The 24,276-nt window shown below is 68.0% G+C and carries 27 protein-coding genes; 14 read left to right on the forward strand and 13 right to left on the reverse strand.

Annotated elements, in window-relative coordinates; translation table 11 throughout:
• Positions 1-79: 79 nt before the first annotated feature.
• Together FHD67_RS15355 and FHD67_RS15360 are read right to left on the reverse strand one after the other, a co-directional pair.
• Entirely contained in the window at positions 80-1,186 is a 1,107-nt protein-coding gene (locus FHD67_RS15355) for a Gfo/Idh/MocA family protein (RefSeq protein ID WP_425467277.1), read from the reverse strand.
• 9 nt (positions 1,187-1,195) lie between these two features.
• On the reverse strand, positions 1,196-1,912 hold the full coding sequence (locus FHD67_RS15360) for a GntR family transcriptional regulator (protein WP_369799445.1): 717 nt from the start codon (positions 1,910-1,912) through the stop codon (positions 1,196-1,198).
• Between the two features lie 90 nt (positions 1,913-2,002).
• Here FHD67_RS15360 and FHD67_RS15365 point away from each other — a divergent pair, with 90 nt between their 5' ends.
• The 8 genes from FHD67_RS15365 (at position 2,003) to FHD67_RS15400 (ending at position 9,102) form a co-directional block, all read left to right on the forward strand.
• A complete protein-coding gene (locus FHD67_RS15365; protein WP_139599206.1) occupies positions 2,003-3,157 on the forward strand; it encodes an LLM class flavin-dependent oxidoreductase in 1,155 nt (384 codons plus the stop codon).
• A 1-nt stretch (position 3,158) separates the two neighbouring features.
• Positions 3,159-4,049, forward strand: a complete 891-nt coding sequence (locus FHD67_RS15370) for an aldo/keto reductase (RefSeq protein WP_046001272.1) — start codon at positions 3,159-3,161, stop codon at positions 4,047-4,049.
• Positions 4,046-4,552, forward strand: a complete 507-nt coding sequence (locus tag FHD67_RS15375) for a flavin reductase family protein (RefSeq protein WP_045982416.1) — start codon at positions 4,046-4,048, stop codon at positions 4,550-4,552. The genes FHD67_RS15370 and FHD67_RS15375 overlap by 4 nt, the downstream gene beginning before the upstream one ends.
• Before the next feature lie 65 nt (positions 4,553-4,617).
• A complete protein-coding gene (locus tag FHD67_RS15380; protein WP_046001270.1) occupies positions 4,618-5,211 on the forward strand; it encodes a TRAP transporter small permease in 594 nt (197 codons plus the stop codon).
• Positions 5,211-6,500, forward strand: a complete 1,290-nt coding sequence (locus FHD67_RS15385; protein ID WP_045982414.1) for a TRAP transporter large permease — start codon at positions 5,211-5,213, stop codon at positions 6,498-6,500. Before FHD67_RS15380 ends, FHD67_RS15385 begins: the two co-directional genes overlap by 1 nt.
• Positions 6,501-6,520: 20 nt before the next feature.
• Entirely contained in the window at positions 6,521-7,567 is a 1,047-nt protein-coding gene (locus tag FHD67_RS15390; protein WP_139599207.1) for a TRAP transporter substrate-binding protein, read from the forward strand.
• Between the two features lie 39 nt (positions 7,568-7,606).
• Entirely contained in the window at positions 7,607-8,614 is a 1,008-nt protein-coding gene (locus FHD67_RS15395) for a YeiH family protein (protein WP_046001268.1), read from the forward strand.
• Between the two features lie 56 nt (positions 8,615-8,670).
• Complete coding sequence (locus tag FHD67_RS15400) at positions 8,671-9,102, forward strand: MarR family winged helix-turn-helix transcriptional regulator (protein WP_139599208.1); 432 nt, start codon at positions 8,671-8,673, stop codon at positions 9,100-9,102.
• Positions 9,103-9,156: 54 nt separating this feature from the next.
• On the opposite strand, the gene FHD67_RS15405 is transcribed toward FHD67_RS15400, so the two are convergent.
• Positions 9,157-9,492: a hypothetical protein gene (locus FHD67_RS15405; RefSeq protein WP_139599209.1), complete on the reverse strand. Its 336-nt coding sequence runs from the start codon at positions 9,490-9,492 to the stop codon at positions 9,157-9,159.
• Between the two features lie 305 nt (positions 9,493-9,797).
• Here FHD67_RS15405 and FHD67_RS15410 point away from each other — a divergent pair, with 305 nt between their 5' ends.
• Positions 9,798-10,214: a pore-forming ESAT-6 family protein gene (locus FHD67_RS15410; protein WP_139599210.1), complete on the forward strand. Its 417-nt coding sequence runs from the start codon at positions 9,798-9,800 to the stop codon at positions 10,212-10,214.
• Between the two features lie 52 nt (positions 10,215-10,266).
• Here the strand turns inward: FHD67_RS15410 and FHD67_RS15415 are convergent, their stop codons facing one another.
• The 7 genes from FHD67_RS15415 to phhA all read right to left on the reverse strand — a co-directional run bounded on the left by FHD67_RS15415 (position 10,267) and on the right by phhA (position 16,571).
• Positions 10,267-11,514: an AI-2E family transporter gene (locus FHD67_RS15415; RefSeq protein WP_139599211.1), complete on the reverse strand. Its 1,248-nt coding sequence runs from the start codon at positions 11,512-11,514 to the stop codon at positions 10,267-10,269.
• Positions 11,515-11,637: 123 nt separating this feature from the next.
• Positions 11,638-12,864, reverse strand: coding sequence for a saccharopine dehydrogenase family protein (locus tag FHD67_RS15420; protein ID WP_139599212.1), 1,227 nt, complete (start codon positions 12,862-12,864; stop codon positions 11,638-11,640).
• Between the two features lie 35 nt (positions 12,865-12,899).
• A complete protein-coding gene (gene nspC / locus FHD67_RS15425) occupies positions 12,900-13,994 on the reverse strand; it encodes a carboxynorspermidine decarboxylase (protein WP_176695152.1) in 1,095 nt (364 codons plus the stop codon).
• 108 nt (positions 13,995-14,102) lie between these two features.
• Entirely contained in the window at positions 14,103-14,495 is a 393-nt protein-coding gene (locus FHD67_RS15430; protein WP_046001261.1) for a hypothetical protein, read from the reverse strand.
• Between the two features lie 10 nt (positions 14,496-14,505).
• Entirely contained in the window at positions 14,506-15,321 is an 816-nt protein-coding gene (locus FHD67_RS15435) for a DUF6478 family protein (RefSeq protein WP_139599214.1), read from the reverse strand.
• Positions 15,322-15,427: 106 nt separating this feature from the next.
• Positions 15,428-15,766, reverse strand: a complete 339-nt coding sequence (locus tag FHD67_RS15440; protein WP_139599215.1) for a 4a-hydroxytetrahydrobiopterin dehydratase — start codon at positions 15,764-15,766, stop codon at positions 15,428-15,430.
• 13 nt (positions 15,767-15,779) lie between these two features.
• Positions 15,780-16,571 (reverse strand): phenylalanine 4-monooxygenase, encoded by a 792-nt coding sequence (gene phhA / locus FHD67_RS15445; RefSeq protein ID WP_139599216.1) that lies wholly within the window; start codon positions 16,569-16,571, stop codon positions 15,780-15,782.
• Between the two features lie 119 nt (positions 16,572-16,690).
• Between phhA and FHD67_RS15450 the strand changes: the two genes are divergently transcribed.
• Positions 16,691-17,152 carry an Lrp/AsnC family transcriptional regulator gene (locus tag FHD67_RS15450; protein WP_139599217.1) on the forward strand — a complete coding sequence of 154 codons (462 nt, stop codon included), beginning with the start codon at positions 16,691-16,693 and terminating at the stop codon, positions 17,150-17,152.
• Here FHD67_RS15450 and cls read toward each other — a convergent pair whose 3' ends face one another.
• Entirely contained in the window at positions 17,153-18,592 is a 1,440-nt protein-coding gene (cls, locus tag FHD67_RS15455; RefSeq protein ID WP_246071316.1) for a cardiolipin synthase, read from the reverse strand.
• Positions 18,593-18,668: 76 nt separating this feature from the next.
• Here cls and accD point away from each other — a divergent pair, with 76 nt between their 5' ends.
• From accD to FHD67_RS15470, 3 genes are read left to right on the forward strand one after another with little or no spacing between them, the layout of a single operon-like run.
• The gene (gene accD / locus FHD67_RS15460; protein WP_045982399.1) at positions 18,669-19,610 is read left to right on the forward strand and encodes an acetyl-CoA carboxylase, carboxyltransferase subunit beta; all 942 of its coding nucleotides are present in this window, start codon (positions 18,669-18,671) and stop codon (positions 19,608-19,610) included.
• 54 nt (positions 19,611-19,664) lie between these two features.
• On the forward strand, positions 19,665-20,933 hold the full coding sequence (locus FHD67_RS15465) for a bifunctional folylpolyglutamate synthase/dihydrofolate synthase (protein WP_139599218.1): 1,269 nt from the start codon (positions 19,665-19,667) through the stop codon (positions 20,931-20,933).
• Between the two features lie 26 nt (positions 20,934-20,959).
• On the forward strand, positions 20,960-21,325 hold the full coding sequence (locus FHD67_RS15470) for a DUF983 domain-containing protein (RefSeq protein WP_045982397.1): 366 nt from the start codon (positions 20,960-20,962) through the stop codon (positions 21,323-21,325).
• A gap of 19 nt (positions 21,326-21,344) precedes the next feature.
• Here FHD67_RS15470 and FHD67_RS15475 read toward each other — a convergent pair whose 3' ends face one another.
• Positions 21,345-23,228 (reverse strand): acyl-CoA synthetase, encoded by a 1,884-nt coding sequence (locus FHD67_RS15475; RefSeq protein ID WP_139599223.1) that lies wholly within the window; start codon positions 23,226-23,228, stop codon positions 21,345-21,347.
• A gap of 161 nt (positions 23,229-23,389) precedes the next feature.
• Positions 23,390-23,896: a peptidoglycan-binding protein LysM gene (gene lysM / locus FHD67_RS15480; protein WP_045982395.1), complete on the reverse strand. Its 507-nt coding sequence runs from the start codon at positions 23,894-23,896 to the stop codon at positions 23,390-23,392.
• A gap of 158 nt (positions 23,897-24,054) precedes the next feature.
• Here lysM and FHD67_RS15485 point away from each other — a divergent pair.
• Positions 24,055-24,276 (forward strand): hypothetical protein (locus tag FHD67_RS15485; RefSeq protein ID WP_218062323.1); only part of this gene is annotated, 222 nt, incomplete at its 3' end.

Here is a 24,276-nt window from a genome sequence, read left to right on the forward strand (position 1 = left end):
TCGATGCGGATTTTTCCCCTGATAGCGCGTTTCGCGGATGCGCGGCACTGCCTTGGCCGCACATCCGCTGTGCGGGGCGTCACAATTCGACGACGCGCCGCTCGATCATCGCGGTCTGCGCCGCCAGCCCCATGCGCACGGCCCAGATGCCGTCCTCGACGCTGACGTCGGGGCGGTCGCGCTGGCCGCGGACAAGTTCCAAGAACCCCCGGTGCTGATAGAAGGTCGAGCCGTTGTGATCCCCCGCATCCAGCAGCGTCGGGTCCACGGGGATCACGTGGACCTGCGGCCCGCGGGGTTCGCGGGGCGACACAACGACCTGCGCCACGGGCGGATCGCCCAGATGCGCGGGCCAAAAGCGCGTGGGACCCGGCACGAAGGCCTCGATTTTGCCGCGGGGGCCCACGGCGCTGATCTCCTCCTGCCAGCGCGATCCTTCGGCGAACATGCACAGCTCCAGCATGGCGCGGGTGCCGTCGGCAAAGTCCACCGCGACATAGCCGTGGTCGAAGATGTCGGGCGTCCGGCCGTCATGCACCTCGTCCAGGTGGTTCAGCGCCTGCCCGCCGGTCGCCATGACGCGGACCGGGTCAGACCCCAGCGCCAACCGCATCAGGTCGAAGAAATGGCAGCACTTCTCGACGAACGTCCCGCCGCTGTAGCGGTTGAAGCGGTTCCACTGCCCGACCTTGGACAGGAACGGATAGCGGTGTTCGCGGATGCTCAGCATGCGGATGCCGCCGGTGGCCTCCTGGGCCATCTCCAGCAGCCGGGCGACGGGGGGCATGTAGCGGTACTCCATCGCGACCCAGACCGGCGCCGCGTGCCGTGCGGCCAGTTCCGCCACCGCCGCCGCGTCCGACGCCTGGGTGAACAGCGGCTTTTCCACCAGCACCGGCAGCGGCCTGTGCGCGGCCACGGCCTGCAGCTGTTCGACATGGCGGTGGTTCGGGCTGGCGATCAGCAGGCAGTCCAGCCCCGGATGCGCCAGCAGGTCGGCCACGCTGTCGACCATGCGCGCACCGGGGGCCAGCGCCGCGGCGCGGGCGCGCATGGCGGCGTCGGGTTCGAAGATGGCACCGATGGCGGTACCGGGCAGCAGGGCGATGTTGCGCAGGTGTTCCTGGCCCATCATCCCACAGCCGATCACGCCATAGGTGATCACGCGGCTGTCTTGCATGGTCATGGGATCTCCTTAGACGAGGCGCTGGACGTAGAGCGCGCGGTCGGTGTCGTACCAGGTGCGCGAGAATTCGACCGCGTCCTGGGTCTGCGCCCAGGACAGGCGCTGGATGAAGGCGGTCGTGCTGCCGGGGCGGGGCGCGAAATCGGGCGGCGCCCAGTCGGGCACGGTGCCCAGGCCGACGCGATCCTCGGCCCGGGTGATCCACAGCTTCAGCGCCCGCTTGTAGGTCAGGTACAGCGAATCCTGCACCATCTCGGGGGGAATGGCCCCGGCCCCGCCGTCCAGCCAGATCTCCTCGACCGCGATGGGGGTGTCGTCCAGGAACCGCAGGCGCCGGAACCGGGTGCCGTGATCGGCGCTGCCATAGGCGGGCTGGCCGGCATCCTTGGGATGCGATCCGACCGACAGCAGCCGCGCGCGCGGCAGGCCGCCCCCGCCCTGCGCATGTTCCAGCCGGAACATCGAATAGACCGCCCGCGTCGGTTCGCCCGCCCGGATGTAGTTCCCCGATCCCTGCCGACGGTCCAGCAGGCCCTGCGCCTCCAGTTCGGCCAGCGCCTTGCGCAGGGTCCGCACGGTGGTGTCATGCGCCTGGGCCATCTGGCGTTCGGGCGGCAGCTTCTGGCCATCGACCAGACGACCCGCGGCGATGTCGCGAATCATCATTTCGGTGATCTGCAGGTGGATCGGCAACGCGTCCGACCGATGTTCGCCTGCCCCTGCCACGACCGTCCCCCGGTAAATTGATACACCATTGATTTACACGATGGGGGGCGCTATGCAAAGGGAAATCCGACGCCGTCCCGGGAGGAAACCATGACCGTCGTCCCCGTCACCTCAGCCGATCTGGATGCCGTCGAGGTCGCCTGGTTCGCGGCGCTGTGTTCCGACGATTACCGCCATCTGGGCGTGCCCGACGGGTCGCTGCGGTCAAGCTGGGCGCATTGTTCGGACATCGTGCGCACGGCCGAACGGCAGGGGTTCGGCAACATCCTGTGCCCGTCCAGCTATCAGGTCGGACAGGACACGCTGTCCTTCGTGGCCGGCTGCGCGCCGATCACCCAACGCATCAACATGCTGGCTGCCGTCCGCTGCGGAGAGATGCAGCCGATCATGCTGGCCCGCACCATCGCCACGCTGGACCACATGCTGGAGGGCCGCCTGACGGTCAATATCATCAGCAGCGATTTCCCCGGCCAGCAGGAGCCCAGCCCCTTCCGCTATCAGCGCAGTCGCGAGGTGGTCGAGATCCTGAAGCAGGCTTGGACGCAGGGCGAAATCAACTATCAGGGACAGGTCTATGACTTCAGCGGCCTGACCACCGATCCTGTCCAGCCCTATCAGACGGGCGGGCCGATGCTCTATTTCGGCGGCTATTCCCCCGACGCGCTGGACCTGTGCGGCCAGCATTGCGACGTCTATCTGATGTGGCCCGAAAAGACCGAGGACATCGCCGACCGGATGCGCGCCGCCCATGCCGCGGCAGAGAAATACGGCCGCACGCTGGATTACGGCTTTCGCGCCCATGTGATCGTCCGCGACACCGAGGCCGAGGCCCGCGAATATGCCCGCGACCTGGTCAGCCAGCTGGACGATGACCAGGGTCGGCTGATCCGCGAACGCGCGCTGGACGCGGGCTCGCTCGGCGTCAGCCGCCAGGCGCGCAACCGAGAGCTGGCCGATCTGGAGGGCTATATCGAGCCCAACCTGTGGACCGGCGTGGGCCGGGCGCGGTCGGGCTGCGGCGCGGCCATCGTCGGATCGACCGACCAGGTCCTAACCAAGCTGGAGGAGCTGCGTCGCATGGGCATCCGCGCCTTCATCCTGTCGGGCTATCCCCACAAGGACGAGGCCTGCCATTTCGGCAGCCGCGTCCTGCCCCAGATGAATACCTGCCAGTTGAACCGTGTCCAGGGCCGCGTGCCCGACACCACCCCCGCAACGCCCCTGGGCACCGGCGAAAGGCGCTGAGATGAACCGTGTGACGCTGACCGATGATCTGAGCCTGTCGCGGCTGGTCTATGGCATGTGGCGGATCGGCGACGATGCCGACACCTCGCCCGCCCATGTCCAGGCCAAGATCGAGGCCTGCCTGGACCAGGGCATCACCACGATGGACCAGGCCGACATCTATGGCGCCTATACCGCCGAAGGCATCCTGGGCGCCGCCCTGCGTGCCAGCCCCGGCCTGCGCGACCGGATCGAGATCGTCACGAAATGCGACATCATCGCACCGATCGGCAAATACGCCGACGCGGCCTGCAAGCATTACGACACATCCGGCGACCACATCCGCGCCGCGGTTGACACGTCGCTGCGCGATATGGGCACGGACCGGATCGACCTGCTGCTGATCCACCGCCCCGACCCGCTGATGGACCCCGACGACACGGGCGCGGCGCTGGACGCGCTGGTGGCATCGGGCAAGGTCCGCGCGGTGGGCGTGTCGAACTTCCGCCCCTGGGACGTGGAACTGCTGCAAGGGTCGATGCAGACCCGGCTGGTCACCAACCAGATCGAGGTGTCGCTGGCCGCGATCCAGCCCTTCACCAACGGCGACCTGGCCTTTCATCAGCGCCGCCGCGACCCGGTCATGGCCTGGTCGCCCCTGGGCGGCGGCAGCCTGATGACCGGTCACGGACCCGTTGCCGCTGAAATGGACGCGCTGGCGGCGGAATTCGGCGTGGACCGCGCGGCGGTGGCTGTTGCGTTCCTGTTGCGCCACCCCGCGACCATCCTGCCGGTCATGGGCACCAATTCGCTTGCACGGATCGCCCGGATCGCCGATGCCGAAAAGGTCCGGCTGGACCGCGTGCAGTGGTTCCGCCTTTACCAAGCAGCCCTTGGGCAAGAGGTGCCATGACGCGACCGATCCCGCACAGCTTCGTTCCCGATCCGCAGAACGGGCGGCTGCTGCGCGATGCCTTTGGCCGCTTCGCGACCGGGGTCACGGTGGTGACCGCCGCGACCGAGGGCGGCTGCGCGGCGATGACCGCCAACAGCTTCTCGTCCATCTCGATGGATCCGCCGCTGGTGATGTGGTCGCCGGCGCTGGCCAGCTCGCGCTTTCCGGTCTTTGCGCAGGCGCGCCATTTCGCCATCCACGTGCTGGCCGCCGACCAGGCCGACCTGGCCTGGACCGTCGCGCGCAACCGCAACGCGCTGGACCATGCGGGCCTGTCCGCGAACGCGCATGGCGTGCCGGTGCTGGACCGCTGCCTGGCCCGGTTCGATTGCGACCTGTTCGCCATGCACGAGGCGGGCGACCACATGATCATCGTCGGTCGCGTCCTGCACGCCCAGATCACCGAAGGCGATCCGCTGGCCTTCTTCGGCGGGCAGATCGCCGGGATCGCCAGAGGCTGACCGACCGCGGCGCCGGGCAGGAGGAGGCCCGGCACCGTCACGAAACGGGGGAGGAGACACCCAAGATGCGCCTGCTGACGGGCCTTGTCCGGCCATTGTCCCGGATCAACGAACAGCTGCTGCGCGCGGGGCGCGCGGTGGGCATCGTGGCCATCGGCCTGATGGTCGTGGTGACCATCGTGCAGGTCGTCGCCCGCTATGGCTTCAACAGCGCCCTGGCCTGGCCGGACGAGGCCGCGCGGTTCTGCATGCTGTGGATGACCGGCCTGATGGCGCCGACCGCGTTCCGGCGCGGGGGTTTCGTCGCGATCGACTTTCTTCCCGCCATGCTGCCCGCGACGGCCGCGCGGCTGCTGAACCTGGTCCTGCTGGTCGTGTCGCTGGTGGTGCTGGTCGCAGCCGTGCAGATCGGCTGGCGCGAGGTGACGGGCCTGGGCGGACGCTTTGCCAGCGCATCGCTGTTCCTGCCCACGTCGCTAGATTTAAGCGACTGGTACCGGGTACCGCGGTCCTGGATGATGGCGTCGATCCCGGTCGGGCTGATGCTGCTGATTTCCGTGAATGTCGAACTGATCCTGCGCATCCTGGCGCAGTTGGGCGGCGCCCGCGACCTGCCCCCGATCGAGGGGCTGGATGCGGGCCTGCGGGGGGCCGAGTGATGCTGATCCTGTTTCTGCCGCTGTTCCTGACCTTTCTGCTGATCGGCCTGCCGGTGTTCTTCGGGATGCTGGCGGCGCCGGGCATCCTGCTGATGCTGAACGGACAGGAACGCGACCTGACGCTGCTGTACCGCAACCTCTATAACGGCATGGACAGCTTTCCGCTGATGGCGATCCCATTCTTCATGCTGGCGGGCGAGCTGATGAACCGCGGCGGCATCACGCTGCGCCTGGTCGAATTCGCCCAGGCCCTGATGGGACATTTCCGCGGCGGCCTGGCGCATGTGAACATCCTGTCGTCGATGCTGTTCGCGGGCCTGTCGGGGTCGGCCGTGGCCGACACCTCGGCGCTTGGGTCCATGCTGATCCCGGCGATGGAGAAGCAGGGCTATACCCGCCGCTTCGCCGCCGCGATCACCGCGGCCAGCTCGGTCATCGGGCCGATCATCCCGCCGTCGGGGATCATGATCATCTATGCCTATGTGATGGGCGAAAGCGTCGCGGCGCTGTTTTTGGCGGGCATCGTGCCCGGCATCCTGGTGGGCGTGGGCCTGATGATCGCGGTCAAGGTCATGGCCGACCGCTACGACTTTCCCATCGCCGCGCCCCGCCAAAGCTGGGGCCAGCGCGGACAGGCCAGCCTCAAGGCGTTCTTTCCGCTGATGACCCCGGTTATCATCCTGGGCGGCATCCTGGGCGGCGTCTTCACGCCCACCGAGGCCGCCGCCGTCGCCGCCGTCTATGCGCTGGTCATCAGCCTGTTCGTGCTGCGCACGATGAAGATCGCGGAACTGCCGGACGTCCTGGGCCGCGCAGCGCTGACCTCGGCGGTGGTGCTGCTGCTGGTGGGTGCGGCGATGTCGTTCAAGACGGTGATCTCGCTGTCGCAGACGCCGCAGATGATGGCCGACTGGATCCTGACGCTGACCGCCGACCCGCTGATCCTGCTGCTGATGATCAACCTGTTCCTGTTCGTCGTCGGCATGTTCCTGGACGCGGGCCCCGCGATCATCATCCTGGCGCCGATCCTGGGGCCGGTCTTCACCGGCATGGGCGTCGACAGCGTGCATTTCGCGATCATCATGTGCGTCAACCTGACGGTGGGCCTGGCCACGCCGCCCATGGGGCTGGTGCTGTTCGTGGCCTCTGCGGTGTCGGGCGAAAAGGTCATGACCATCGCCCGCGCCATCCTGCCGTTCCTGCTGGTCGAGGTGCTGGTGATCTTCCTGATCACCTATGTCCCGGCCATTTCCATGACCATCCCGCGCCTGACCGGCTTTGCGGACTGAGACCACCAAGGGAGGATACCATGCTGAAACCCGCACTGACCCTGGCCGCCGCCCTGGCGCTGGCCACCCCCGTCATGGCACAGGAATACACCCTGCGCGCCGTGGCCAACTCGAACGAGAACGACGAGGATTTCGACGGCCTGCAGGTCTTCAAGTCGCATGTCGAGGCGGCCTCCAACGGCGCCATCGCGGTCGAGATCTTCATGGGCACGCAGCTCTGCTCGAACGGTGCGGAATGCCTGCAGGGCGTGGCCGACGGCTCGATCGACGTCTACATCTCGACCTCGGACGGGGCGGCGGGGCTGTTTCCCTATCTGCAGGTCCTGGACCTGCCCTACATCATGGCCGACGACCGGGTGGCCGAACGCGTCCTGACGGGCGATTTCACCCGCCAGCTGCGCGACATGACGCTGGAGGATTCGGGCGGGATGCTGCGGCTGATGACGATCGGCAACACCGGCGGCTGGCGCAACTTCGCCAACACCAAGCGCCGCATCCAGACGCCCGCCGACCTGTCGGGCCTGAAGATGCGCACCGTGGTGGCCGACCTGCCGCAGGAGCTGGTGCGCGCGCTGGACGCCTCGCCCACGCCGATCCCCTGGGCGGAACTGTTCACCTCGCTGCAGACCAACGTGGTCGAGGGCACCGCGAACGGCATCACAGACATCATGTCGATGCGTTTCCCCGAAGCCGGGCTGCAATACCTGACGCTGGACGGCCACGCCTACATGGGCGCGATGTGGTGGATGTCGAACGAGCGCTTCATGGAGATGCCCGAGGACATGCGCGCCATCGTCGTCGACGGGTTCGCCCAGCTGCAGCAGGCGACCTTCGCCTCGCCCAAGCGCAAGTCCATCGCGGCCTATGAGGAGTTCCGCGCCGGCGGCGGCGAGGTCTATGTCCCCACGGCCGAGGAGAAGGCCGCCTTCACCGAGGCCGCGGCCCCGGTCTATGACTGGTTCACCAGCAATGTCGACGGTGGCGAGGAGATCCTGGCCAGCTTCCGCGAGGCCGTGTCTCAGGCCGAGACCGCGCTGGCCGAGGAACGCGCCCGCGACATCCAGTAACCCCTGCCGGGGGCCGCGACCCGGCCCCCTTGGACGCCCATGACCCGCACCGACATCCCCCTTGCCGCCCGCGCGCGCGCCCTGGCGCCCGGCCTGATGCTGGCCGTCACAGTCGCCATGGCGGCGCAGTTCCTGTCCGGCCATTACGGCGTGCCGGTGATGCTGATGGCGATCCTGCTGGGCATGCCGCTGCATTTCCTGGCCGAGGACGACCGCGCCGGTCCCGGCATCGACTTTGCCGCCCGCACCCTGCTGCGCGCGGGGGTCGCGCTGCTGGGCCTGCGGGTGTCGCTGGACATGGTCGCCGCGATCGGCTGGCCCTTCGTGGCATTGGTCGCGGGATCGGTCGCGGTGGTGATCCTGGGATCGGTCGCGCTGGCGCGCAGGCTGGGCCAGGACCGCGCCTTCGGCCTGCTGACCGGCGGGTCGGTGGCGATCTGCGGGGCATCGGCGGCGATGGCCATCGCATCCGTCCTGCCCGCGCGGGACAGCGCGGAACGCGACCTGTCCTTTACCGTGATCACCGTCACGGTCATGTCGACCTTCGCGATGATCGTCTATCCGATGCTGGCGGCGGGCCTGGGCCTGGACCAGCACCAGACCGGCCTGTTCCTGGGTGCCACGATCCATGACGTGGCCCAGGTCGTAGGCGCGGGCTATTCCGTGTCCGAGGAGACAGGCGACATCGCCACCGTGGTCAAGCTGATCCGCGTGACGCTCTTGGCGCCCGTCGTGCTGATCGCGGCGCTGGTCCTGCGCCGCGCCGCGCCCGCGGGGGCCGCGCGTCCACCGCTGCTGCCGGGCTTCGTGCTGGTGTTTCTGGTGCTGGCGGCGGCGAATTCGGCGCATCTGGTGCCGCTGCCCGTGACCGATGCCGCCTCGACCCTGTCTCGGGCCCTGCTGGTCGCCGCCGTGGCCGCGGTCGGCATGAAGACCGCACTGGCGCGCATGGCGCAGGTCGGCGCTGCCGCCATCGCCATGCTGCTGGTCCAGACCGCCGCCCTGGCCACGCTGATCGCGGTGCCGCTGATGCTGGGACTGGTGTGACGGGCGGTTGCCCCCTGCCCCGCTTTCGGGCCATCTGATCCGGACCGGAGGGGATCATGGCCTTTCACCTGGACGACTTTCTGCCCTATCGCCTGGCCGTCGCGGCCCAGCAGGTCAGCCGCCGTTTCGCCCGCCTCTATGCGGCCGAGGCCGGGCTGACGATTCCCGAATGGCGCGTGCTGGCGCATCTGAACCACTCTGGTTCCGTCAGCGTGCGCGACATCCACAACCGCGTCAGCCTGGACAAGTCGGTCGTCAGCCGGGCGGCGACGCGGCTGGAACAGGCCGGTCTGGTCGCCAAGTCGGACCATGCGGGCGACCGCCGCCTGATCGCATTGGAACTGACCCCGCAAGGGCGCGATCTGATGGATCGGTTGGGCCAGGTCGCGCAAGCGTTCCAGGATCGCCTGCTGGCGGAACTGGGACCTGACGCGGCCGCCCTGTCCGCGGCGCTGGACCGGCTGGCGCAGGATCCCGACGCGCCGTGACCTATGAAAAAGGCCGGGCGCATGGCCCGGCCTGTTCAACAAGGGATCATCAGATCAGCCGTCGGTCGCCGGCTCGATCCCGTCGACCATCAGCAGCGTCCCGTCCGTGGCGCTGAAGATCAGCTCGGTCGGCAGGCCACCGCGTTCCCCGCTGACGATCAGCGTCTCGGGGCCGCGCAGGACGACGACATTCTCGTAGCCTTGGGCGGACAGGCTGTCGATGACCTCCTGGTCGGTTGCGAAACCGTCAAGGGTCGGGAACTGGACCTCCTCCATGGTGGTCATCCCCTCGGTTGGCACGGCGGTCTGGGCCAGGGACGCCGTCGCCATCAGGGCGGTCAGGACGGCGGCCGCGCCGCCCAGCTTCAGGGATGCGATCGGATTGGTCATCGTACTCTCCTGTGATTCGCTGCGGTCGATGCCGCTGTCACGGACCCAACCTTTGGGCAGACGAACGGTTCAATCACGCCCGTGTCACGGGGGCCGCTGATGATTTCGTGTGCCGATGTGATCGGCAGCCGACAAGCTTGCGCCGGAACCTGCCCAGATCCGGCGATCCCAGGGCGGGTTTCAGGCAGGGTCTTGCCGGTATGGCGGCCATGGACGGTGCGGGTCGGGTCATTCCCGATCGCTCGGTCTAGCGTCCTGCCGACGTTGTCCGGATCACCACCGGGTACGCAGAAAAAGGAAACGACATGATCCGCAAGATCGCATTCGCCATGGGTCTGGGCCTGCTGCCCGCCGCCGTTGTCGCACAGGATGCCGCAGCGCCTGCACAGGACGCCCCCGCGCAGGCCGCCCCCGCCGATCCTGGCACCACCTACGAGGCCGCGCGCAACCAGCTAGGCATCCTGCAGTACTGCCAGAAGCAGGGTTTCACCGGGGCCGAGGCCGTCGAGGCCCAAGGCAAGCTGGTCGGCCTTCTGCAGGGCGGTGACGAGGCCGTCGGCAGCGCCGCCGAGGAGAAGGGCGCCCAAGGCACCGTGTCCGTCGGCGGAACCGAGGTGTCCTTGGCCGACGCCGTCGAAGAGCGCGGCAGCACCGTCGAGGCGACCTGCCAACAGATCGAGGCCGCCGTCAACGAGATCGCACCCACTCTGCCCGCAGGCTGAGCCTTACGCCCATGACAATTGAAAACGGGCCGGCGATCGCCGGCCCGTTTTTCTATGGCGCATCGGTGGCGTCGTGGGTCGCGACCAGTTCGGCCGTGACCGCGCGGGCGGCGGGGCCATCCTCGGCGGCGGCACCCGCCTCGACCAGTTCGCGGGCCTCGTCCTCGTCCTCGTCGGTCAGGGCGGGGGGTTCGTCGCCGGCCAGGAAGTTGCCGAACTTCTCCCACCCGGGGATGTGTTCGGCCAGCACGCGGATCACCACCAGCACCGGCACCGCGATGATCATCCCGATGACTGACCACAGCCAAGCCCACAGCGCGACGCCCAGGAACACCACGACCGTGTTCATCTGCAGCCGCCGCGACACGAAGTAGGGCGTGATGATCTGCCCCTCCAGCGATGTCAGGCTTAGATAGCTTGCGGCGACCATCGCCGGCCAGAACAGCCCCGGCATCACCACCAGCGCCACGATGCCCGATATGGCGACCCCGGTGATCGCCCCCAGATAGGGGATGAAGTTCAGAAGGAACGCCCCGATCCCGAACAGAAGCGGGCCCGGCATCCCCCATGCCCACATCGTCAGCCCCACCGCCAGGCCAAGCCCCGCATTGATGATGGTGATGGCGCCCAGATAGTTGCCAAGCGAATCCTCGATCTGGCGCAGGGCCAGATAAGCGCCGCGCTTGTCGCGCATGCGGTCGAAGCTCTGGACGATCTTCAGATACAGCAGGTCGCCGGACGCGATCAGGAAGAACAGCAGGATCAGCGTGAACAGCACCTGCCCCATCAGCAGCGGCGCCATGTGCATGACGGTGCCCAGGGTTGTCTCGCCCTCCTGCTGGATGCGGATGGCGGGGGGTTCCTCGGGGCCGGGATCGGTGCTCTGCGCCTCGTCGATGCGTGCGGCGGCCTCGCGCAGGTCCGACAGGCTGTCGCGGACGCTGTCGAACTTCTGCTCCAGCTGCGCGCTGATGATGGGCATGTTGCTCATCGCCCGGCTCAGCGGGCCGCTGGCGGCATAGGCGATCACCCCCACGGCCAGCAGGATCGACAGGGTGATGCCCGCAGCGGTCGCCGCATCCGGGATGCCGCGGCGTTCGGCAAATCGGCGCAAGGGCGTGAAGACGAAGAACAGCAGCATCGCCATGGTGACGGGCATCAGGAAATCGCGCCCCGCGGCAATGGCGGCGAAGGCCATGACCAGAAAGATGCCGATCACGGCCCAGTTCGCCAGAACCGGGACCTTGCTGTCGGCGCGTTGTGAAAACCGTGGAAAAAGATGTCCTTCAGGACCTGGCATGTCGAACCCCCGATGCGGGCGCCGCGTTCCCCAACGCCGGTGGCACCCGTGTGCTGCGCAAACGCAGGCGGCGGCTCGGATGTTCCGAACCGCCGCGTTCACGTTATTCCGGATCGGCCTGAATCAGACCGGATGATCGCCCGATGCGTCGATGACGCGGGTGGGGAGGCCCATCTCTCCCAGCAGTTCCAGGAAGGGCCGCGCGGGCAGATCCTCGACATTGGCCATCTTGCCCGCGTCCCATGGACCGCGCGCGATCAGGATCGCCGCCGCGACCGGGGGCACGCCCGCGGTATAGCTGATGCCTTGGCTTCCGACCTCCTCGAAGGCCTCCTTGTGGTCGGCGACGTTGTAGATGAAGACCTCGGCCTCCTTGCCGTCGCGGGTGCCGCGGACCAGGTCGCCGATGCAGGTCTTGCCCTCGTAATCGGGGGCGAGGCTTGCCGGGTCGGGCAGCACGGCCTTGACCACCTTCAGCGGCACCACGTCGGTGCCGTCGGCCAGCGTGACCGGCTGTTCCGACAGCAGGCCAAGCTTCTGCAGGACGGTGAAGACGTTGATGTAGTGTTCGCCGAACCCCATCCAGAACCGCACATCCGCATCGGGATAGCGGGCCGACAGGCTGTGGACCTCGTCATGGCCCGACAGATAGGCGGTGCGCTTGCCCACGACGGGCAGGTCCCATTCGCGGCCGACCTCGAACATGCGGTTCTCCTGCCAGGCGCCCTTCTGCCAGGAATAGACCGTGCCGGTGAACTCGCGGAAATTGATCTCGGGGTCGAAATTCGTGGCGAACCAACGGCCGTGCGATCCGGCGTTGATGTCCACGATGTCGATGCTGTCGACCTTGTCGAAATACTCGTCCTCGGCCAGGCGCGCATAGGCGTTGACCACGCCCGGATCGAAGCCCGCGCCCAGGATGGCGGTGATGCCCGCCTTGGCCACGTCCTCGCGGCGCTTCCATTCGTAATTGCCGTACCAGGGCGGCGTCTCGCAGATCTTGGCGGGATCCTCGTGGATGGCCGTGTCGATGTAGGCGGCGCCCGCGCGGATGCAGCCCTCAAGGACGGTCATGTTGATGAAGGCCGTGCCCACGTTGATGACGATGCCCGCATCCACCTGCCGGATCAGCGCCTCGACCGCGTCCGCGTCCATCGCGTCCAGCGCATGGCTGGTCCAGGCCATGTCATGACCCTTCTCGCGCAAGGACTGGATGATCGCGTCGGCCTTGGCCTGCGTGCGGTTCGCGATGTGCAGGTCGCCGAATTCGGCCGCCCATTGCGCGACCTTGTGGGCCGTGACCTGCGCCACGCCGCCCGCACCGATGATGAGCACGTTCTTTTTCGCCAATTCTGTCTCCTTCAGGTGGCAGAGGATGGGTGGCCTTAGGACAGGCTGCCTTTGTATTCGTCGTAACCGAAGCTGCGGACGGTGCGGATCGTTCCGTCCTCCTCGCGGCGCGCGATGGCGGGCATGGCGACGCCGTTGAACCAGTTCTTCTTGACCATCGTGTATCCGGCCGCATCCTGGATGCTGACCCGGTCGCCGATCCGCAGGGGCCGGTCAAAGCCCGCCTCTCCGAAGATGTCGCCCGCCAGGCAGGTCTTGCCCGCGATCTGGTAGCGGTGATCGCCCTCCTGCGGCAGGCGGGCGTCCTGGCGATAGATCAGCAGGTCCAGCATATGCGCCTCGGTCGAGCTGTCCACGATCGCCACGGGCTTGCCGGTGTCGATGATGTCCAGGACGCTGACCTCCAGCGTGGTGGTGTTGGTGATGCTGGCCTCTCCGGGCTCCAGATAGGCCTGCACGCCAAAGCGGTCCTGGAAGGCCTTCAGGCGGTCGGCCAGCCGGTCCAGCGGATAGCCCTGGCCGGTGAAGTGGATGCCGCCGCCCAGGGACACCCAGTCCAGGCGCTTCAGGATGGCGCCGAACTCGTCCTCGATCCGGGTCAGCTGGCGGTCGAACAGGTCGAAGTCGCCGTTTTCGCAGTTGTAGTGGATCATCACGCCGCTGATGCGGTCCAGCGCGGATTCCAGCCGCTCCACGTCGCCTTCGCCCAGGCGGGAAAACGGCCGCGCCGGGTCGGCCAGATCGAAGCCGCTGGTCGAAAAGCGCGGGTTCAGCCGCAGGCCGGTCGCGATGCCCGCGGCCTTGGCGCCGAAGCGGTCCAGCTGCGACAGGCTGTTGAAGATGATCTTGTCGGCGTAACCCACCGCCTCGTCGATCTCGTGATCGGCCCAGGCCACGGAATAGGCGTGGGTTTCCTTGCCGAAGGTCTCATGCCCCAGGCGCAGTTCATAAAGCGACGAGGACGTGGTCCCGTCCATGTAGTCGCGCATCAGGTCGAAGACCGACCAGGTGGCAAAGCATTTCAGCGCCAGAAGCGCCTTGGCGCCCGACGCCTCGCGCAGATGGGCGACCTTTTCCATGTTGGCGCGCAGACGGGCCATGTCGATCAGGTAATGCGGCGTCTGCGGCAGGGTCATGGTCAACCTTACGTCAAGAAACACGGGGGGCGGGTCGCGAAGCCGCGATATAGCCACGCCCCCCGCTTTTCGCAAGGAACCATGACGGCCGGGTGACGGGACCTAGCGCCCCGTCAGGTCGGCGGCAAAGCGGCGCAGCTCTCGCTTGACCAGTTCCAGCTCGGCCCGCAGGGCGGCGATCTCGGCGGTCAGATCCTCGTCCAGGGGCTGGCCAGCCATCAGCGACAGCCGCGCCAGGACATGCCCGTCCGGCCCGCTGTCCGGTCCCGGCCCCGCCGCCGTCTTCAGCAGCAGCGTCTGCACCCCGTCCGACAGGACCTGGGCCGGCAGGTCCGCCTCGACCAGCCAGCGGCCGGGGCCGTCGGCCGTCACGCGCGCCTCGGCCAGGACCTCGGCGTGCTGAATCAGCACGACCCGGATGCCGGGTGCGTCGATGCCCGTCAGCGCGCCGCGCCAGACGCCGCCCTTCAGGCCGTGATTGTCGAAATGCGGCATGGCCATATCCTCAGATCTGGGCGCGGGGATGGCGCGACAGGATCACGTCGCGCAGGCCGACCGCGTTCATGAAGGGCGCCTCGAAGATCAGGTCCAGCCATGCCTTCTCGACCGACCGGGCGGACAGTTCGGCATAGCCCAGGTCGAACTCGACGTTGCGGTCGCAGTGGCGGCCCTCGATCGGCTCGCCCATCTTGCGCAGCATGGTTTCGGTGTTCGGACCCTGCTGGATGTTCAGCCGGGCATAGACCGCGATGGGGCGTTCCGCCTGCAGCGTCGCGTCCAGCCGGATGATGTGATGCCCGCCCAGATCACGCAGCGCCTCGACCGGCAGCGACAGCGAGAACGACAGGAAGCTGCCGGAAAACCCCATCACCTCCAGCGCCAGCCCGTAATCGGACAGGTCGGTGGCGCGGCGGTTGCGCACCTGCCGCAGGATCAGCGCACGTTCGGCGCAGTCGTGGAACAGCGCCACCTCGGGGGACAGCCACCGGCCCGCTTCCGGGGCGATCAGCGCGGGGGCGGCATGGCGCGCCTGCAGGATCTGGGGCCGCCAGCGCCAGTCGGTGCCCGCCGGCAGATCGATGCGCGACAGGGAATCGCGGCCGCCCACGCTGCGCGCGTCGGCGGCGTGCAGCAGACGCGACAGCACCTGATGCAGGTCGCGGGCCTCGTCGCGCAGGTCGGGATCCAGGGGCCGGTCGCGGCGCGTGACCGATTTCAGCATCCGCGACCATTGCCGGGCCGCGTGGCCGCGCCGGCGGCGCGACAGCCAGCTGGTCTCATGGCGCGACATGGACGCGACCCCCGGTCTGGCGCCGGTCATCCCGGACAAGGCGACGATTCGTCATGCGGCACGGCCCGTATGCTGGAAACCCCTGGCCTTGGGGATAGACCGTGACGGGCCGCCGGACAACCCTGACGCGTGCCGTTTAGGCCACCAGCGCGTCCAGCCGGGCGGCGCAGATGAAGTCGTTGTCGGTCAGCCCGCCGGCCTCGTGTGTGGTGAAGGTCACCGTGCAATAGCCCCAGCCGAAGGCGATGTCGGGATGGTGGCCCTGCTTGTTGCCCAGCCATGCGGCCAGGTTCGCCATCTCCACCGCCTTGGCGAACCCCTTGAAGGTGAAGCGACGGGTGATGGCGGTGCCATCGTCCGACAGGGTCCAGTCCGTCAGCCGGGTCAGCATGGTGGCGGCGGTCGCCGGGTCGTGCGGTGCCACGCCCCCCTTGCAGGGTTCGCAGTCGCGGGCGGCAAGATCGCAGGTGGTCATGGCATCGGTCCTTTCAGGCGGCGGTCTTGGGCGGGTATTTCGGTGCGTGCAGCCCCAGGGCGCGGGCCTGGGCGATGTCGGCCAGCAGGTCGCGCCGGGCGGCGGCGAACAGGTCGTCCAGATCATCTATCACGAAATAGACCGGCTGGTGGATATCGATCCGATAGGGCGTGCGCAGGATGTCGATCATGTCGAAGGGCCGCTGTTCCGCCTGCCCGGAAATGGCCCAGGGCAGTTCGGTGACCGAACTGGCCAGCCCCGACCCCAGGGCCTTCAGCTGGCCATCCTCGCGCATCAGCCCGAATTCGATCGAGAACCAATACAGGCGGATCAGCCAGGCATAGTCGGCCTTGTCGCAGCGCGTTCCCGCCGCGCCGATGGCCTGGCTGAAGGCGGCAAAGGCCGGATCGGTCAGCAGCGGCGTGTGGCCGAAGATCTCGTGGAAGATGTCCGGCTCTTCGATATAGTTGAAATGCTTGCGCTTGCGGATGAAGCTGGCGGCCGGGAACGTCCTGTCGGCCAGCATGCCGAAGAACCGCCCGAACCCGATCAGCGCCGGCACTGGTTCCACCCGCCACCCGGTCAGCGCGCCCAGCTTGGCCGACACCTCGGGGCATTGCGGCACGCGGTCCTGCGGCAGGTCCAGCAGGTCCAGACCCCGCAGATAGGGCGAGGCCATCCGGTCCCGCACGGCGGGCAGCTGCTGGGCCATCAGGTCGCGCCAGACAGCATCCTCCTCGGCGTCATAGGCGATGAAACCCCGGTCGTCGGCGACCTTGGCGGCATATTCGGTCGATTTCGGCATGGCACGTCCTCCTCTGCGGTCCAGATTACCGGATGCGGAGGGAAAACCTTGCCGGAATGGGTTGTCCATCCGGCTTTGGCGGCACATCATTTCGCAGACCGGCGAAACAGGGAAAACCGATGCCCGATCTGGACGATGCCGACCGCCGCATCCTGCGCCTGATGCAGCAGGACGCGACCCTGTCGACCCAAGGGCTGGCCGATGCGGCGGGCCTGTCGACATCGCCCGCGTGGCGGCGGCTGCGGCGGCTGATCGAGACCGGGGTAATCGACCGGCAGGTGGCGCTGGTCCCGCCGGCCAAGGCCGGGCTGCATGCCCTGGCCTATGTCCAGGTGTCGCTGCTGGACCATACCGAGGCGACGCTGGCGCGGTTCGACCGCTTCGTGCAGACCGAGGCGCAGATCCTGGAATGCGCGACCATCACCGGCACCTTCGACTATCAGCTGAAGATCGTGGCGACCGACGCCGAGGGGCTGGAACATTTCCTGATGCGCCGGATGCTGTCCTTGGGCATCATCCGCAGCACGGTGACGCATTTCGTGCTGCGTCAGACGAAATACACGACCGCCCTGCCCCTGTGATCACAGCAGCGGCGATGCCAGCGCCAGTGCGTTGTTGCGGATGCGCCGCCACGGCGACCAGGCGCGCACCTGGTCCAGCGTGATCGCGTCGGCCCGCGCGACATAGCTGGCCTGCCGCGCATCCAGCAGCCCCACGAATTCCGGGTCATAGACCGCCATGTTGACCTCATAGTTCAGCTCGAAGCTGCGACGGTCCAGGTTCGCGCTGCCGATCATCGCCATGCGCCCGTCCACGGTCAGGATCTTGGAATGCAGCAGGCCGTCGCGGAACAGCATCAGCCGGACCCCGGCGGCCAGCAGCCCGTAATAGAAGCCTTGGCTGGTCGCCCCCACGATCAGGCTGTCGTTGCGGGCGGGCAGGATCATTGTGACCTGCACCCCGCGCCGCGCCGCCGCCCGGATCGCCGCGTCCAGCGCATCGTCGGGGACATAGTACGGTGTGGTGATCACCACCCGGTCGCGCGCCGCGTGCAGCATCGCGGACAGGCAGTCCGACACGCTGCCCGCGCGCAGGTCGGGGCCGGTGGCCACCACCTGCGCCGCGACGCCGGGATCGGCGACCGGCGCCACCGGCTGCAGCATGGGGCCCAGATCGCGGCCGGTATAGCTCATCCAGTCCGACAGGAAGACGCCCTGCAGCTGGCGCACCGCCGGTCCCTCGACCCGAACCAGGATGTCGATCCAGGGGGCAAAGCGCGCCTTGATCGCGAACGCCATGTCCGCGCAGTTGCGGCTGCCGGTAAAGGCCACGGCGTTGTCGATCACCAGGATCTTGCGGTGGTTGCGCAGGTCCAAACGCTGGAACAGGATGCTGATGAAGGGCAGGCCCCAGGGAAAGGCGGTGACGCATTCCACGCCCGCCTGGCTCATCCGGTCCCACAGCTCCGACCGGACCAGCGACCGCGACCCAAGGGCGTCGACGATGACACGGCATTGCACGCCGCGATCCTCGGCGCGGCACAGGGCTTGGGCGACCTTGGTGCCGCTGGCATCGGGCAGCCAGATGTAGAACAGCAGATGCACATGATCGGTCGCCGCATCGATGGCCGCGACCAGCTCTTCGATCGCCCCGTCGCTCTCCTCCAGCAGCTGCAGGCTGTTGCCCTGGACGGCCTGCATGCCGCCCACCGCCTCGTTCGCGGCGATGATCGGGCCCGCCGGGTCGGACCGGTCGGCGCGGACGGCGGGCACGGCGGTGCGCAGGCCGGTCAGGCGGTCGCGCACGTCGGACATCCGCTGGACCTCGGCCTGCTTCATGCGGACCTCTCCGAACAGCAGATAGGCCGCGATCCCCAAGAGCGGCACCGCCTCGACGACCATGATCCAGGCCAGCCGCACCGAGGGCTCGACCCTGGGACGCAGCAGCACGCGGGCGATGATCACCAGCGACAGGGTCGTGTGCGTGAAAAAGAACAGGGTCGTCCACATGCCCGGCATCATCAGCCGCCCCCCCGGCAATTGCAATTCCCCGCGTGGGGCCCTATCTGGGGGCCTGAAACAGCCAAGGCCATTCGCGATGAACTGGATCACGAACTACGTCCGCCCGCGCATCAACTCGCTGTTCTCGCGGCGCGAAGTCCCCGAGAACCTGTGGACGAAATGCCCCGAATGCGGGACGATGCTGTTCCACCGCGAATTGTCGGACAACCTGAACGTCTGCACGAACTGCGATCACCACATGGCGATCACGCCGCGCGACCGCTTCGGTGCGCTGTTCGACGGGGGCGCCTTCGTCGAGGTCAAGGTCCCCGAGCCCATCGCAGACCCGCTGCAGTTCCGCGATCAGAAGAAATACCCCGACCGCATGAAGGCCGCGCAGAAATCCACCGGCGAAAAGGAGGCCATGCTGGTCGCCGAGGGAGAGATCGGCCGCACCCCGGTCATCGCCGTGGGCCAGGACTTCAGCTTCATGGGCGGGTCCATGGGCATGTATGTGGGCAACGCGATCGTGGCGGCCGCCGAACGGGCGATCAAGGTCCGAAAGCCGATGATCCTCTTCTCCGCCGCGGGCGGCGCCCGCATGCAGGAGGGGATCCTGTCCCTGATGCAGATGCCCCGCACCACCGTCGCGGTCGAGATGCTGCGCGAGGCCGGCATCCCCTACATCGTCGTGCTGACCCACCCGACCACGGGCGGCGTCACCGCCAGCTATGCCATGCTGGGCGACATCCACATCGCCGAACCAAACGCGCTGATCTGCTTTGCCGGCCCGCGCGTGATCGAACAGACGATCCGCGAAAAGCTGCCCGAAGGGTTCCAGCGCGCCGAATATCTGCTGGAACACGGCATGCTGGACCGCGTGACCCATCGCGGCAAGCTGCGCGACGAACTGGTCTCGATCCTGCGGATGCTGGGCGGCCTGCCCGCCCCCACCCGCGCCGACCTGCCAGCGCCCGAACCGGTCAACGACCCGATCCCGGCGCCGGCCCCCACGCCCGCGCCGGCCCCGGCCGAGTAATTCTTCTTTGTCGAAATACCCCGGGGGTCCGGGGGCTGGCCCCCGGTGCATGACATGACCACATCCGATGCGATCTTGTCGCGCCTCATGGCGCTGCACCCCAAGGTGATCGACCTGTCGCTTGACCGGATGCACCGCCTTCTGGCGGCCTTGGGCAACCCCGAACGCGTCATCCCCCCGGTGATCCACATCGCGGGCACCAACGGCAAGGGCAGCACGCATGCGATGATCCGCGCGGGCCTTGAGGCCGGCGGCGCGCGGGTCCATGCCTATACCTCGCCGCACCTGGCGCAGTTTCGCGAACGCATCCGCCTGGCGGGCACCCTGATCGAGGACGACGCCCTAGCCGACCTGCTGGCCCAGGTCGAGGCCGCGAATGACGGCCAGCCCATCACCTTCTTCGAGATCACCACCGCCGCGGCCTTCCTGGCCTTCGCCCGCACCCCCGCGGACTTCACCCTGCTGGAGGTCGGACTGGGCGGGCGCCTGGACGCGACCAACGTCATCGACGCGCCGCGCCTGACGGTCATCACGCCGGTCTCGATCGACCACACCCAGTACCTGGGAGAGACGCTGCCCCTGATCGCGGCCGAAAAGGCCGGCATCATCAAGCCCCGCGTCCCGGTCATCGTCGGCCCGCAGGACGACGACGCCCTGCGCGTGATCGAGGCGCGCGCCATGGGCCTGTCCGCGCCCATCGTCGCGCATGGCCAGCACTGGATGATCCAGCCGGAACGCGACGGCATGGTGTTCCAGGACGATCACGGGCTGTGGGACCTGCCCCGCCCGAACCTGATCGGCCCGCACCAGGTCCAGAACGCGGGCACCGCGCTGGCCGCCCTGCGCGCGCTTGGCGCCACCGATGCGCAGGCCCGCGCCGCCGTAACGCAGGCCGAATGGCCGGCCCGGATGCAGCGCCTGCGCCATGGTCCGCTGGTCGACCTGGCCCAGGGGGCGGAGCTGTGGCTGGACGGCGGGCACAACCCGGCGGGCGGGCAGGCGCTGGCCGCGACCCTGGCCGCGATGCCCGCACGCCCCACGCATCTGATCTGCGGCATGCTGAACACCAAGGATGTCGCGGGCTATCTGCGTCCGCTGGCCGACCACGCCGCCAGCCTGACCGCCATCGACATCCCCGGAGAGCCGAACACCCTGCCCGCCACCCAGACCGCCGACGCCGCGCGCCAGGTCGGCATGACCACGCATGTGGCCCAGGATGCCACGCAGGCGGTGGAACAGCTGGTGACCCGCCACCCCGGCGCGCGTATCCTGATCTGCGGATCCCTGTATCTGGCCGGGCGCATCCTGCGCGACAACGGCTAGGCCACGCCCGAACCCAAGGACAACCCATGACCCAGATCCGAGACAGCCGCGCCGCCATCCTGCGGGGCGTCATGAACCGCTGCCCTTCCTGCGGAGAGGGGCAGCTGATGCAGGGCTATCTGAAGGTGAACCCGGTCTGCGCGCATTGCCAGGCGCCCCTGTCCCGCTATCCGGCGGCGGACGGGCCGGCGTTCTTCACCATGACGGTGATGCTGCTGGTGCTGATCCCGCTGTTCGGCATCATCTGGAACGTCTGGCGCCCCGAACCCGCGACGCTGCTGGCGGTCACCGGGCTGATCACCACGGTGATGACGCTGGTGCTGCTGCGCCTGATCAAGGGCGCCTTCATCGGCTATCTGTGGGCCAAGGACGAACAGGACCGGGGCGCCTGAAGGCCCCCGGTCCCCGTCGTCACGCCCAGTCCCAGGGCGTCGTAAACTGGCCCAGCCTCTCGCGGACCTGATCCTCGACGACGTTGCCCTCGCGCGACAGGCGGGCGACCAACCCGCGCTTCTTGTCCTCGCGCACCTCGACCACGCGGGCGCCGGTGCCCTGCAGGGCGGCGTCATAGACGCGGCTGATGGCCAGGCGGCGCAGGTCCGGCTTGAAGATCTTGCCGACCGCGGTCTTGGGCAGCTCCGACAGGATCTCGATATGCTTGGGGACGGCGGCGCGTTCATGGATATGGTCGCGGGCATGGGCCGCCAGTTCGTCCACGGTCACGGTGGCTCCGCCCATCAGTTCCACATAGACGCAGGGCAGTTCGCCCGCGAAGGCGTCGGGCTGGCCGATGGCGCCGGCGAACGCGACGGCGGGGTGCGACAGCATCCCCTCCTCGATCTCGGCGGGGTCGATGTTGTGGCCGCCGCGGATGATCAGGTCCTTGGCCCGCCCGGTGATCCACAGATAGCCGTCCGCGTCGATCCGGCCCAGATCGCCCGTGCGCAGGTACCGATCGTCGGCGAACAGCTTATGGTTCTTGTCTGCCTCGGTATAGGTCGAGCCGGGGAAGACGCCGGGATTGGCGACGCAGATCTCTCCGACGACATCGGTGGGGCATTCGTGCACCCGGCCCGCATCGTCGTGGTTCAGGATGCGGACATGCGTGTGCGGCAGCGGGATGCCCACCGAGCCCACCTTCTTCAGCCCGTCCACCGGGTTGCAGCTGACCAGGCAGGTGGCCTCGGTCAGGCCGTAGCCTTCGGCGATCTCCACCCCGGTGGCCGCCTTGAAGCGGTTATACAGCTCGATCGGCAGCGGCGCCGAACCCGAGATGGCGGTCTTCAGGCTGCCTACATCGGCGTTGACCGGACGCTGCATCAGCGCGGCGATGGCCGTGGGCACGGTGATCAGGAACGTCGCCTGCCACCGCTCGATCAGCTTCCAGAAGTTGTCGAAGACCCCGTCGCCCCGGTATCCGGCGGGCGTGGGCATCACCACATGCGCGCCTGACGCGATGCAGGACATCAGCACCGGATAAGCCGCAAAGACGTGGAACATCGGCAGCGGGCACATCAGCACGTCGGTCTCGTCGAACAGCAGCGTCCCCCCAAGCCAGCCGTTATAGATCATGCCGCTGTACTTGTGCTGGGCCACCTTGGGCGTGCCGGTGGTGCCGCCGGTGTGAAAATAGGCCGCGACGCGGTCGACCTTGGGGTCGTCGAATTCCAGGGCGGTGTGCTTGCGCGCGCTGGTGGCGGCCTCGAAATCCAGGACCTTGGCCTTGTGCCGGACCTTCACCTTGGGGCGGATCAGCGGCACGATAAAGCGTTTCAGGCCGCGCAGATGGCGGTTCAGGTCGACCTCGACCACATGGGTGACGTTCGGGGCCTGTGCCACCGCCTCGGCGGCCTTCTGCGCCACGTCGGTCTTGGGGAAGGCCTTCAGCGTGACCAGCACCTTGGCATTCGTCTCGCGCAGGATGCCGGCGATCTGGGTGGCGTCCAGCAGCGGGTTGATCGGGTTCACGATCCCCGCCGTGGCCCCGGCCAGTAGGACAACCGGCGTCTCTATGCTGTTGGGCAGAAGGTACGCGACGGTGTCGGTCGGCCCCACGCCCAGACTGCGGAACAGGTTGGCGGTTTCGGTCACGCGTTCCAGAAGGTCCTGCCAGGACAGGGTGACGGCGTGATCCTTGGGCCCCGACAGCAGCTGGAACGAGATCGCGGGCCGCTGCGGAAACCGCTCGGCCGTACGCGACAGGAATTCATAGATCGTGACCGGCAGGCCGCGCGCGTCGAAGCTGCCTTCCTGTTCGATCCTATCGCGGTCCGCATAGCTGCCGAACTTGCCCATCTGGTCCCCCTGCTGTCGGGCCGCATCGGCTGCGGCCCCTCCCTGCGGGTCAGGATGGTCCGACAAGGCCGGGCGGGGCAAGTCCCGACCGGTCCGCCGCATGTGAAAACGCCGCGTCAACCGATAGCCGACGCGGCGTCATGGCGGTCCGACCGGGGTGGTCAGTCCGCAGCGGGAATGCGCAGGACCTGGCCCGGATAGATCTTGTCGGGATCGCTCAGCATCGGGCGGTTCGCCTCGAAGATCGCGGCGTACTTGTTCGCGTTGCCCAGGTGCTCCTTGGCGATGGCGGACAGGGTCTCTCCCTTCTTCACGGTGTGGAAGACAGGTTGGGGGGAGTCGGCGGGCAGGTCGGCCTCGACCTTGGCGATGCCCTCGATGTTGCCGACGGCCAGGATCAGCTTTTCCAGCGTCTCGCGGTCGGCGCCCTTGGATTCGACGACCACCGTGTCGCCGCGCAGGCGCAGGTGCACGTCGTCGCCGTCCAGGTTCAGCGCGCGCAGTTCCGCCTTCAGCGCCGCGACCTTGCGCTGCGTGTCGTCCTGGGCCGCGGGCTGCGCGGCAGCGGGGGCTGCGGCAGGGGCCGCGGCGGCGGGCTTGGGCGTGGCGGCCTCGGCCTTGCCGAAGACCGACTTGCCCGCGTCTTTCACGAAATCCCAGATGGCCATGTGCAAAGGTCCTTGTGATGTTCCGCCACCGAACGACCGCCATGTCGGCACGGTTCCGCCAAACCAGGGCGCCAAGCCCGCATCGGGGCGAAAGCGCTTGTTAACCTGGGGCGGCTATAAGAACCAAGGCGCGCTTGGAAACGGGGTCACCGCAGGGCATGACGAACTGGACAGGATACGGACGGGGATCGCTGATGATCCTGGGCGCGGCGCTGCTGGCGGGATGCGCGGCCACCCCGCAGGCGCCGGTGGGACACGACCCCCACGCGGTCCAGGTCGGCCCGCCCGGACCCGCGCAATGCGGCGCGACGGCGCCGGACCGGAACGCGATGGCCGCGCAGGTGACCAACCGCGCGCGGGCCCGCGCCGGCCTGACGCCG

Source organism: Paracoccus haeundaensis (assembly GCF_006239215.1).
Lineage (GTDB): Bacteria > Pseudomonadota > Alphaproteobacteria > Rhodobacterales > Rhodobacteraceae > Paracoccus > Paracoccus marcusii.

What these genes read in the sequence shown, in the direction of transcription:
- FHD67_RS15355 (WP_425467277.1), bottom strand. Translation starts at nt 1,186, where the DNA reads ATGACCATGCAAGACAGCCGCGTGATCACCTATGGCGTGATCGGCTGT.
- FHD67_RS15365 (WP_139599206.1), top strand. Translation starts at nt 2,003, where the DNA reads ATGACCGTCGTCCCCGTCACCTCAGCCGATCTGGATGCCGTCGAGGTC.
- FHD67_RS15370 (WP_046001272.1), top strand. Translation starts at nt 3,159, where the DNA reads ATGAACCGTGTGACGCTGACCGATGATCTGAGCCTGTCGCGGCTGGTC.
- FHD67_RS15375 (WP_045982416.1), top strand. Translation starts at nt 4,046, where the DNA reads ATGACGCGACCGATCCCGCACAGCTTCGTTCCCGATCCGCAGAACGGG.
- FHD67_RS15380 (WP_046001270.1), top strand. Translation starts at nt 4,618, where the DNA reads ATGCGCCTGCTGACGGGCCTTGTCCGGCCATTGTCCCGGATCAACGAA.
- FHD67_RS15385 (WP_045982414.1), top strand. Translation starts at nt 5,211, where the DNA reads ATGCTGATCCTGTTTCTGCCGCTGTTCCTGACCTTTCTGCTGATCGGC.
- FHD67_RS15390 (WP_139599207.1), top strand. Translation starts at nt 6,521, where the DNA reads ATGCTGAAACCCGCACTGACCCTGGCCGCCGCCCTGGCGCTGGCCACC.
- FHD67_RS15395 (WP_046001268.1), top strand. Translation starts at nt 7,607, where the DNA reads ATGACCCGCACCGACATCCCCCTTGCCGCCCGCGCGCGCGCCCTGGCG.
- FHD67_RS15400 (WP_139599208.1), top strand. Translation starts at nt 8,671, where the DNA reads ATGGCCTTTCACCTGGACGACTTTCTGCCCTATCGCCTGGCCGTCGCG.
- FHD67_RS15405 (WP_139599209.1), bottom strand. Translation starts at nt 9,492, where the DNA reads ATGACCAATCCGATCGCATCCCTGAAGCTGGGCGGCGCGGCCGCCGTC.
- FHD67_RS15410 (WP_139599210.1), top strand. Translation starts at nt 9,798, where the DNA reads ATGATCCGCAAGATCGCATTCGCCATGGGTCTGGGCCTGCTGCCCGCC.
- FHD67_RS15415 (WP_139599211.1), bottom strand. Translation starts at nt 11,514, where the DNA reads ATGCCAGGTCCTGAAGGACATCTTTTTCCACGGTTTTCACAACGCGCC.
- FHD67_RS15430 (WP_046001261.1), bottom strand. Translation starts at nt 14,495, where the DNA reads ATGCCGCATTTCGACAATCACGGCCTGAAGGGCGGCGTCTGGCGCGGC.
- FHD67_RS15435 (WP_139599214.1), bottom strand. Translation starts at nt 15,321, where the DNA reads ATGACCGGCGCCAGACCGGGGGTCGCGTCCATGTCGCGCCATGAGACC.
- FHD67_RS15440 (WP_139599215.1), bottom strand. Translation starts at nt 15,766, where the DNA reads ATGACCACCTGCGATCTTGCCGCCCGCGACTGCGAACCCTGCAAGGGG.
- phhA (WP_139599216.1), bottom strand. Translation starts at nt 16,571, where the DNA reads ATGCCGAAATCGACCGAATATGCCGCCAAGGTCGCCGACGACCGGGGT.
- FHD67_RS15450 (WP_139599217.1), top strand. Translation starts at nt 16,691, where the DNA reads ATGCCCGATCTGGACGATGCCGACCGCCGCATCCTGCGCCTGATGCAG.
- cls (WP_246071316.1), bottom strand. Translation starts at nt 18,592, where the DNA reads ATGATGCCGGGCATGTGGACGACCCTGTTCTTTTTCACGCACACGACC.
- accD (WP_045982399.1), top strand. Translation starts at nt 18,669, where the DNA reads ATGAACTGGATCACGAACTACGTCCGCCCGCGCATCAACTCGCTGTTC.
- FHD67_RS15465 (WP_139599218.1), top strand. Translation starts at nt 19,665, where the DNA reads ATGACCACATCCGATGCGATCTTGTCGCGCCTCATGGCGCTGCACCCC.
- FHD67_RS15470 (WP_045982397.1), top strand. Translation starts at nt 20,960, where the DNA reads ATGACCCAGATCCGAGACAGCCGCGCCGCCATCCTGCGGGGCGTCATG.
- FHD67_RS15475 (WP_139599223.1), bottom strand. Translation starts at nt 23,228, where the DNA reads ATGGGCAAGTTCGGCAGCTATGCGGACCGCGATAGGATCGAACAGGAA.
- lysM (WP_045982395.1), bottom strand. Translation starts at nt 23,896, where the DNA reads ATGGCCATCTGGGATTTCGTGAAAGACGCGGGCAAGTCGGTCTTCGGC.